A 9,049-nucleotide genomic window follows, 5' to 3' on the forward strand; every position below is an offset into this window, starting at 1 on the left:
CTTTTTCCATTTTTATAGAAAAAAACGCCCATCCCTCTTCTTTCTCATGGAGGGATGGGCGTTTTTCGACAGTCTGGGATATCCATTAATGGATACCCCTTTCTGACTCACACGGATGGTGTTAGGAGTCTTTTTTCTTTTCATTTCTCGCTTGTCTATAGATAAAAACGCCAGCCCCCTCCTACTTCTCTTTCAAGGACTGACGTTTTTTAAGCCTGATCCAGAGTCAGTAAGTTCTGGTTTTTTTCGGTAAAGTAGTATTTTGTTGTCAATCTCCACCAGCAAATATCTCTTGATGATTATAAATCGGTGTATGTTCTTTCAAATCTTTTAATGTTCCCACTTGTTTTCCTTTTGAGTAGTAGCCATCTAATAAACCTAATGATTGAAAAAGCGTTTGTTTGTATGCAATCTCTGCATTCCATTCTGTTGTATCGAGAATTTGTAACGCTTTGTGAATAGCTTCAATCCCCGTTTCACCTGGCGTGCTAATCAATACGCCGTGACTATTCAGCAATAACATATTCGGCAGACTCACTTCTTCCTTTTTCATATAATTTGAAACTAATTTAGCTAGCTCTGGTGAGCAGTTGGGCTCAAAATCAAGTACGGGTACATAGCCAACTTTTTGCGTGGCTTCCGTTAAGTTTGGCATATCTAAACCGGAAGTTGCCCAGAACATGGCATTCGGTGCGTGAGCATGTAATACAGCTTTGATATCAGGATTCGTATCATAGACTGCTTCATGTAGATTGATCTCTCGTGTTAATTTGCCAACGCCGTCGATTACTTTTCTTGTATGTGGTTCTACGACTAGAATTTGTGCTGAGGAGACTTCTCCCAAATACGCTTCTGACATCATGGTTGGCGTCATAATAATGTACTCCTTGCCATTTTGATCTGTTGTTTTAAATGAAAAGTTGCCTCCTGCGACATTGGTGTTTTTTCGGGTGAAAATCAATTTTACAATTTTGGCTAAATCTTCACGCTCTCTCTCAAAAATCATTCGTCCATCCGACATATACGGGACCACCTTTCTTATTTTTTAAATAGTTTTTTATTCACAATCACCGTTCGTGCAGCATTCCTCACTTGCATGGCTTCTTCATACTTTTTCTTCCTGCGCGCATCGTATTCTTTAAAAAGGATCGGGTTCCCGAATTTATAAACACAGATTGCTAATCCGATAGCGATAAAGTTAAACAGCAGCTGTTGCGTCATAAATGCCAAGATAAAGCTAACAATTGCGAGAAATAAAATGAATAACCACTTCGTTTTTTCTTTATTTTTTTTAGTCATTTATTTTCCCCACCTTTTTATTCAGTCTGCTATCCTGTGACTTTCATTTCTTTCACTTTTTTATCCGCTAATTCTTCATATCTTTGACTAGGAACCTTGGCTTTATTCATATATTTGTACAACCATATAAACATCGCGATAAAAAGGATGGCCCCGATGATTCCCAGAATATTCCCTTTAAAAGCTTCGGCAAAGGCAATTCTAAATTCTGGTCCCTCAATAGAAGACCACGTGATTTGCTGACCCTTCTTTATCCCTTCGACTGCCCCTGTTTTTTCTGCCAAACCGGTTAAGATTGGTGTTAAATAGGTTGCTGCATAAAGGTAGATGGGCATAGAAATAACACCCATGATCAGCATTCTGACAAGATTTCCACCTGTGAGGAGTAACCCTCCCACAGCGATTGCATAATTGATAATACCGGCTAATGGCAATACAGTATTTCCTGGTAAAATAATCGCATATCCAATGAAGACAGGAACTAAGAGAATCGCTGTCACCCAAATTTCGGGACGTCCTGCGAGAACAGGCCAATCTAATCCAATGTATACTTCACGATCTTTGAACCTTTTTTTCATCATTTCAGACATAGCATCTGCTAGCGGAGAAAGGGACTGCATAAACATTTTTGAGATCATTGGGAACAAGGCCATTGCAGTCGCAATTTGGATGGCCAAGTTTAGCGAACCCGATACTCCATATGCCGCAGCTAATCCAAGACCTAATCCGATAATAAAACCCATGACAGAGTTCTCCGAGAAGATTCCAATCTTTTTCTTTAATGCCTTTGTATCTGCTCGCTTATTGAAGAATGGAATTTTATCCATGATTACATTGATTGGCAACAATAGGACTGCCGAAATATTCATTAAATGTGTCACCGTTACCAATGGAATTCCTGTTAAATCCTCAATATGACGTTGAAACATATCACCCATTTTTAATTCTAAAATGACTTGGACAATGGCTGTTGCAAATCCAGCCAATAAGCTCCCACTAATAAAATAGACAAGGTAAGCTGTTAATGCTTTCCCCCAAACATTCCACATATCAACGTTTAGCGTTTTGGTCAAATTCAAGATTAACATAACAAAATTTACAACAAGTACAACAGCAAAGAAAACAAAGGCATAGGCCCAAGACCAGGTTATACTAGCAGCCCCGGTCCACCCTAAATCTAATGCTGGTAGGTTAAGCCCCGTATTTTTTGCTAATGCTTCGGAAGCAGGACTTACAGCATTAGACATAAACGTGATAACCATCGACATCCCGGTAAAGGCAATACCTAAAGTAATGGCTGCCATGAATGCCTTTTTGATCTTCATTCCTGAAACTAGGCCTAAAATCAAAATGATTAATGGCACAAAAATAGCTGACCCTAATCCTAAGATATAATTGATAATATCCTGAAATATTTGCACGTTTTCCACCTCGTTCATCGTTTGTATTTGTTTCTTTACTCGACTAGCGCTTTAATATCTTCATAAATCTGATCGGAACCTCTACCTGTCAAAAACGGAATACCTGGAAAAACCTTCACCCCCAGTTCATTTGCTTTTTCTAAGACTTCATCATTCGGTTGAGCAACATACACATAAATTCCAGCTGACGGCAGCTCATTTTGAATAGATTTATAATCAACTGCTTCGACTTGGAAATCAATTCCATCATCCTCGAATAAACCTGCAATCTTACTAGCAATGGTTTGGCTAGTTGCTACACCACTTCCACATGCAACAATTAATCTTCTTTTCATTTCAAACGCCTCCACTTTCTATCATTTAGTTAAAATCAAATATTTTGTATAAATAGTTCATAAATCTTTGTTTTATCTTGTTCTGCTACATATTTCGCGACAAACTTCTCTTTCATAAATAATTCCATAAATGCTTGAAGCAAACCTACTTGTTCTTTGGGATCCTTTATGCCTAAGAAAAACAAGTCTTTTACTCCCATATCTTGACTATCGCCCATTTGTTTAACTGTTATTTCATCCTTTAGCCGTGCAATATATACAAAAGGCTTCTCCACGTATTCTGGCTCAGAATGTGGTAATGCAATATTCAAGTGTTGTGTGATTAATCCTGTCGGAAACTGTCTTTCTCTTGTAACAATTCCATTTAAGTACCCTTCATTAACAAATCCTAAATTTTCCAAGTGTGCTGCAACGTTCTCAAATATGATTTCTTCGCTGTTCCCTTCTAACTGGGTACGGATCAGCTGTTCGTCAAACATTTCTTTATAACTCACACACATTAAACTCCTTTCAATCGTATATTGAATTACTTTGTTTTACTTTGTTAACTTATGTTTTATAATGTTAATATATAACGACTCAAAACTTTTGTCAACGCTTTCAAAATTTGTTTTTTGAAAAAGTTTTTTTATAATCTGATAAAATTAACAAACTTTAACACATTTGAACATATTATTCTTGATTTTTATCCATTTAAATGCTATTAATTAAGGTATAGACTTGTGATCCGTTGTTAGAGTTTACTTATACGAGGTGATTTTATGTTAAAAAAAGAACGGCAAGAAAAAGTTCTGGATTTGTTAAGACTAAATGATTATCTATCCATTCCAGAACTATCTTCAAAATTAAACGTTTCCGATATGACTATTCGGAGAGATATTAGTGAACTAGCAGAACGATCTTTGTTAGTAAAAATTTATGGCGGGGCCCAAAAATTAGAAAAAATCGAGTATGAACTTTCTACGCAAGAAAAAATCAACACAAATGTCCCAGCAAAGCAATTTATCGGCAAAGTGATGAACAGCATGATTAATGACAATGATACGATTTATATCGGTGCCGGAACCACCATTCTCCACGCATTAGCAGAGATAAAAAAAGCAAACCTATTTGTGATTACAAACAGTTTGCTAGCTTTCAATTATTTGCTCTACAATACAGATTACCGAGTACTATTGACTGGTGGTGAGTTCTCTCGAACAACCGAAGAATTTTACGGTGAAATTGCTGAAAAAAGCTTTGATAATTTAAACATTGATATAGCATTTGCTTCAACAAATGGGGTCTTTAATAACAATGTAACTACAGCCAACTCACATGAAGGCGCAATTCAGCGTGTTTCCTTTAAACACTCGCGGAAAAAATGTGTGGTTGCCGACAGTTCAAAATTCAATCGGTCTGATGTTTACACGTTCTATTCATTGTCCGATATTGATTTTCTAATCACCGACGACCAAATTTCAGATCAAACATTTGACTACTATAGTTCGTTTACGAATATCATGAAGGAGGAGCAAGTATGATTTTAACGATTACACTAAACCCTTCGATGGATTATAACTATCTTGTTTCCTCGTTAAAGTTAAATCAAGTCAATCGTGTAGAAAATCCGCATACTTCCATCGGCGGCAAAGGAATCAATGCCGGCCGAGTTATTGCACAATCTGGAAAAGAAGTTATTTTAACAGGTATCCTAGGCGGGCCTGTTGGAAAAATGATTTTAGATACACTCCAAGATGAAGACCGATATCAGCTGGAGTTTCTTCAGGTTGAAGGAAATTCCAGAAATGCCATAACTATCATGCACGACAAAAACACGCATACCGAATTGGTGGAAAAAGGGCTATACCTTTCTAAAGAAAACGAATCGACTTTTTTTCAACATATCGCTTATCTCTTAAAAAAATATACAGTGGAAGCCATCTGTATTTCTGGATCTGTCAATTCAGATGATCTGAATTTTCATCTTCATTTGTTAACCTTTATCCGGTCGATCGTTGGAAATAGATTCCCCATTTTAATGGATATTTCTGGTATGCAATTGAAAAATGTTTTATCCCACCAAACGGTTCGTCCAACTTTTATCAAACCAAACACACACGAATTAGAAGAGTTGATGGGAAAGAAAATCGAAACGACCGATGAATTAGTCGCTATTTTACATGACCCTCTTTTTGCCGATATCCAAACGATTATGATTTCCCAAGGTAGCGACGGTGCCATTGTCAAGCATGGCTCGATGATTTATGACGTACAAATTCCAGCAGTCGACATCGTTAATACTACCGGTTGTGGGGATTCGACTGTCGGTGGAATGGCTTTTGCGATTAGCAAGGGGTATTCCATTGAAGATGCGATCAAGTATGCGATGGCATGTGGTATTTCTAATTCCTTACATGAAACAAATGGAACAATTGATAACGAGCAAGTGATCCAGTTCATTAAAGAAATTCGATTGGTAGAAATAAAAAAACTACTCTCCAAAAATTAGGGTGTACTTGAAGTTTCTTTGAAACGTTTCTGTTTTTAAAAAAAGACCGAGTAGAAAACAAACAGTGTAAATCCCCCTATTCGTTATTCTCTTTTCCCAAAATGATGTGTTAGTCTAGCTTGTACTTTTCTATCAAACTAAGCAATATATTTCTAAATTTAATAATCTAATTCCACTAAAACTCAAGAAAAAGCACGGTTTTCTCCTTTAGAACTGATCCTAAAAAGTGGAATAACAATAAAAAACCTCTCGTTGAATTCACGAATCAGTTAAAATGAATAAAAACGGAGGTTTTTTCTATTTAGTTAACTCAAAACTTTTTCTTGGAAATCAAAAAATATCAACCCGTGTAACATCAACCTCTATATGATCGTTCTGTTCAATATCCTTAGGGATATCACCATCAGATATATCTATTTTAAATTCTCCCACCTGTAAAAATTCTTTAGCCACAAGTTGACCACAGATATGATATCCATCTGCTTCTTTATCTATTACATAATCTTTATCCGTATCAGCTCCAATTGAGACAGTTATTTAAAAAAGCGTCTAACAACGTCAACCTACTACAGCTATTAAATTTTTGTTCATAAGTTAACTCTTTTGTTCCGCTAGAGTAATCTATCAACTCTGTTTCTTCCAACTGAGCATAAATAGCGATAGTTTGATAAGACAACCCTTTTTCAACATGCAAGATTTCTATTATAAGCTTTAAACGTTCTTCCGCATCAGCATCGCGAAATGGTTCTGTTAAAAACACACTCTTCTCAACTAAATTACCATACCTTACGTCATCATCACTTTGAATCTCCATCAATTCATCAAACGATAAACCAAAATATTTTAAAAAGTCTTTATCAGTGAAACCATAATGTTTTTTTAAATCTTGTATGTTATCTTTCAAATTAGCAAAATACATTTTTTGGGCCTCCTAATTGTGAAATTAGTCGCATTTAACAATATAACCATTGTACTATATAGAATCACAAAAAAAAGAAAGGGATGTTAGTTATGAAAAAAATGTTAAGCCTGTTAGCCGTTTTACTTCTGGGATTAGGAACATTATCCCTCCCTCTTACAGCGAATGCCGAAGAACCACCTACAAAAGCTTCAGCACCTGTATATTCCACAGAATCTGGAATAACTTTACAACCTAATACAAACTCAAGAGCAAGTACCCGAGTGGGCACACTAAAAATTTGGGTTAGTAATTTTAAACTGGAGCGTAATCATTAATCCGCCCTATAGAATAACTGGATTTAATGGCACTTGGAGCATCACTAATATGACTAGTAGTCAAACACAACGTCCAGCGGTAAAAGGACTTCGCGGACACATTAGCCAACCTATGCTAAAATCTAAATATGGAGCACGACTTTCTGGAAAGGGAATCCCATTAGGTTACGCTTTAGGATCGTCTTACTTAGTCTGGAAAAATTATTAATTAATTTTTAAACACCCCTAATTCGGGGTGTTTTTTCTGCAATAAAAATAGTTAGATTCTCATTGTTTCGTCCCAATCGTTTTCTTTCGTTCACCACTTCTGTCGGCTTTTCAGTTCCCTTTTTCGACCCAGGCAAGTTTTAGAATTTTTGTTGATTTTTCATCTAATTTCTCGCTCTTGGTTAATACCAATCGAGCCAATCGTTTGTTTATTTTACTTCTCTTTGTACGACTAAAAATAGCTAAAGACTTTAAGACTAAAGTACCAATAGAGTATACCTTTTTGTCGTCGGTTAGCGTTCTTTCAATTTTTTATATAATATTGCTTTTGGAACTCCCGTCATTTTTATGCTGTCTAACACAGACAAACCATTTTGATTACGATTTTCCATTAATCGCATGGCTTGTTGAATATCTTCTTCCGGGTTTCCCTTCCTGCACATGATGAAGCGCTTTTTGCTTAAGTCGAATTTTTTGAAATTGATAGATGATCTCTTTTTGCGGGCTTCTTTTTTTATCGGTCATAGCGCACACTCCTTGTTTATTAGGTTCTTGTACTATATCCCTAAGCAAATGGAAGGTGTCCAGTTTGAATAACGAATGGGAACTAGGTTTCCAACTTGATAATAATCCGATTCATACGCATCAACCGTTTCTCGAAAACTCGTTTGGATCATTTCTTGATCTTTGGTTTCAAACTTAACTGAAATTTTATAAACATGGCCGCCCTCATTTTTTTCAAGCGTTTTCTTTACTTGAGTTACTGTAGCTCTAGTATCCGTATAATTTAAAGAGATATAGCCTAGTTTTAAGAACCCAAATGCCCAAAGAATGAAGGCAATAATAACACCTATAATGAAGAATCGTAGAATCCACTTTTTCATATAAATCCACCTCTATTTATTAAGATAACGATAAATCGTCGTCCGAGACACATGCCACCGTTCCGCAATACTTTTAATCGGTGTTCCATTTTCGACGAGCGTACGTAATAACTTGAGATCCTCTTCTGATAATTTTTCAGGACGCCCTCCATTTCGACCTCTTGCACGAGCTGCTGCTCGTCCAGCTGCGGAACGTTCTAAGATTAAATTTCGTTCAAATTCGGCAAAGGCTGCGAAGAGATGAAAAATGAGTTGACCCGTTGAACTCGATTTGTCCATTGTTATATTTTCTTGTAAGCTGTGAAAACTCACTCCATTTTCGTTCAACTGATTCACGATGCGAATTAAATCTTCCATATTTCTTCCGAGTCGATCCAACCGCCAAACCACAAGCGTATCGCCAGACCGACAAAATTCGATCGCATCTTCTAATCCAGGTCGTTTACTTTTTGCACCACTTACATGATCATTAAAATTTTTCTCACAACCATATTTTTCTAAACTATCCATTTGAAGGTCTAAATTTTGTAGTCCAGTTGATACACGAGCATACCCAATTTTCATAGTTTTCATACCTTTCGAAATCAAATTAAGGAATATCCATTTCTATTGTAACATAACTTTATAACAACAGTTATACTGCACATAGATTAATTGACGGATTTATGAACACGATTTGCCTTCATTTACCATGAAAATAAGTGAAAATCTGGACTGTCCAGTAAATGACCATTTTATGGACATCAAAAACAAATCATTCTTATTGAATTTTCATCGTATTCCTCGCTCATTTTAAATTCCAGACGATAAACTAGTTTTATTAAATGAAAAACATTCATTTTTACTCCCTTTTTATGGATGTTTTTCCAACTCCCTTTTTACCAGTATGGTTTCCTCCCTTTTTCCATACTGGTTTTTTTATGTTCAGTTTTCACCTAAAAGCTCATTCTCCTTTTGCCCCATTTAATTGACCCACTGAAAACGGCTAAAGATACCCAAAAATAAAAGCGCCAATAGAGTATACTCTATTGGCACTTCATTACACGTTTGACTACTATGAATAATACAATGAAAAAGAAGAATGGTTGACATTCTTCTTTCAGACTGTCGAAAAACGCCGATCCCTCCATGAGAAAGAAGAGGGATGGGCGTTTTTTTCTATAAAAATGGAAAAAG

14 protein-coding genes are annotated in these 9,049 nt (G+C 36.2%); 4 read left to right on the top strand and 10 right to left on the bottom strand.

Annotation, left to right across the window (positions count from 1 at the left end; translation table 11 throughout):
- Positions 1-268 precede the first annotated feature (268 nt).
- Genes HCK02_RS12490 through HCK02_RS12510 form a run of 5 tightly spaced genes read right to left on the bottom strand, consistent with a single transcriptional unit; the run spans position 269 to position 3,549 of the window.
- Positions 269-1,021 carry a class II aldolase/adducin family protein gene (locus HCK02_RS12490; protein WP_167630439.1) on the bottom strand — a complete coding sequence of 251 codons (753 nt, stop codon included), beginning with the start codon at positions 1,019-1,021 and terminating at the stop codon, positions 269-271.
- Positions 1,022-1,038: 17 nt separating this feature from the next.
- Positions 1,039-1,299 carry a hypothetical protein gene (locus HCK02_RS12495; protein ID WP_167630440.1) on the bottom strand — a complete coding sequence of 87 codons (261 nt, stop codon included), beginning with the start codon at positions 1,297-1,299 and terminating at the stop codon, positions 1,039-1,041.
- A gap of 29 nt (positions 1,300-1,328) precedes the next feature.
- Complete coding sequence (locus HCK02_RS12500) at positions 1,329-2,720, bottom strand: PTS galactitol transporter subunit IIC (protein WP_208970480.1); 1,392 nt, start codon at positions 2,718-2,720, stop codon at positions 1,329-1,331.
- A 35-nt stretch (positions 2,721-2,755) separates the two neighbouring features.
- A complete protein-coding gene (locus tag HCK02_RS12505; protein WP_167630442.1) occupies positions 2,756-3,055 on the bottom strand; it encodes a PTS sugar transporter subunit IIB in 300 nt (99 codons plus the stop codon).
- A gap of 35 nt (positions 3,056-3,090) precedes the next feature.
- A complete protein-coding gene (locus HCK02_RS12510) occupies positions 3,091-3,549 on the bottom strand; it encodes a PTS sugar transporter subunit IIA (protein WP_167630443.1) in 459 nt (152 codons plus the stop codon).
- A 267-nt stretch (positions 3,550-3,816) separates the two neighbouring features.
- Between HCK02_RS12510 and HCK02_RS12515 the strand changes: the two genes are divergently transcribed.
- Complete coding sequence (locus tag HCK02_RS12515) at positions 3,817-4,578, top strand: DeoR/GlpR family DNA-binding transcription regulator (RefSeq protein ID WP_167630444.1); 762 nt, start codon at positions 3,817-3,819, stop codon at positions 4,576-4,578.
- On the top strand, positions 4,575-5,546 hold the full coding sequence (locus tag HCK02_RS12520) for a 1-phosphofructokinase family hexose kinase (RefSeq protein ID WP_167630445.1): 972 nt from the start codon (positions 4,575-4,577) through the stop codon (positions 5,544-5,546). Before HCK02_RS12515 ends, HCK02_RS12520 begins: the two co-directional genes overlap by 4 nt.
- Positions 5,547-5,876: 330 nt before the next feature.
- On the opposite strand, the gene HCK02_RS14215 is transcribed toward HCK02_RS12520, so the two are convergent.
- The gene (locus tag HCK02_RS14215; protein ID WP_281348885.1) at positions 5,877-5,999 is read right to left on the bottom strand and encodes a hypothetical protein; all 123 of its coding nucleotides are present in this window, start codon (positions 5,997-5,999) and stop codon (positions 5,877-5,879) included.
- Between the two features lie 61 nt (positions 6,000-6,060).
- On the bottom strand, positions 6,061-6,465 hold the full coding sequence (locus HCK02_RS12525) for an HTH domain-containing protein (RefSeq protein WP_167630446.1): 405 nt from the start codon (positions 6,463-6,465) through the stop codon (positions 6,061-6,063).
- Between the two features lie 92 nt (positions 6,466-6,557).
- On the opposite strand from HCK02_RS12525, the gene HCK02_RS12530 reads away from it, so the two are divergent.
- Complete coding sequence (locus tag HCK02_RS12530; protein ID WP_167630447.1) at positions 6,558-6,782, top strand: hypothetical protein; 225 nt, start codon at positions 6,558-6,560, stop codon at positions 6,780-6,782.
- A 49-nt stretch (positions 6,783-6,831) separates the two neighbouring features.
- Positions 6,832-6,990 (top strand): hypothetical protein, encoded by a 159-nt coding sequence (locus HCK02_RS12535; protein WP_167630448.1) that lies wholly within the window; start codon positions 6,832-6,834, stop codon positions 6,988-6,990.
- A 377-nt stretch (positions 6,991-7,367) separates the two neighbouring features.
- Here the strand turns inward: HCK02_RS12535 and HCK02_RS12540 are convergent, their stop codons facing one another.
- From HCK02_RS12540 to HCK02_RS12550, 3 genes are read right to left on the bottom strand one after another with little or no spacing between them, the layout of a single operon-like run.
- On the bottom strand, positions 7,368-7,514 hold the full coding sequence (locus HCK02_RS12540; protein WP_167630449.1) for a hypothetical protein: 147 nt from the start codon (positions 7,512-7,514) through the stop codon (positions 7,368-7,370).
- Positions 7,515-7,546: 32 nt separating this feature from the next.
- Positions 7,547-7,873: a DUF3592 domain-containing protein gene (locus HCK02_RS12545; RefSeq protein ID WP_167630450.1), complete on the bottom strand. Its 327-nt coding sequence runs from the start codon at positions 7,871-7,873 to the stop codon at positions 7,547-7,549.
- 12 nt (positions 7,874-7,885) lie between these two features.
- Positions 7,886-8,437, bottom strand: a complete 552-nt coding sequence (locus HCK02_RS12550; RefSeq protein ID WP_167630451.1) for a recombinase family protein — start codon at positions 8,435-8,437, stop codon at positions 7,886-7,888.
- Positions 8,438-9,049: the final 612 nt, after the last annotated feature.

The sequence above is a fragment of the Listeria valentina genome, from assembly GCF_011800755.1.
Classification (GTDB): Bacteria; Bacillota; Bacilli; order Lactobacillales; family Listeriaceae; genus Listeria; species Listeria valentina.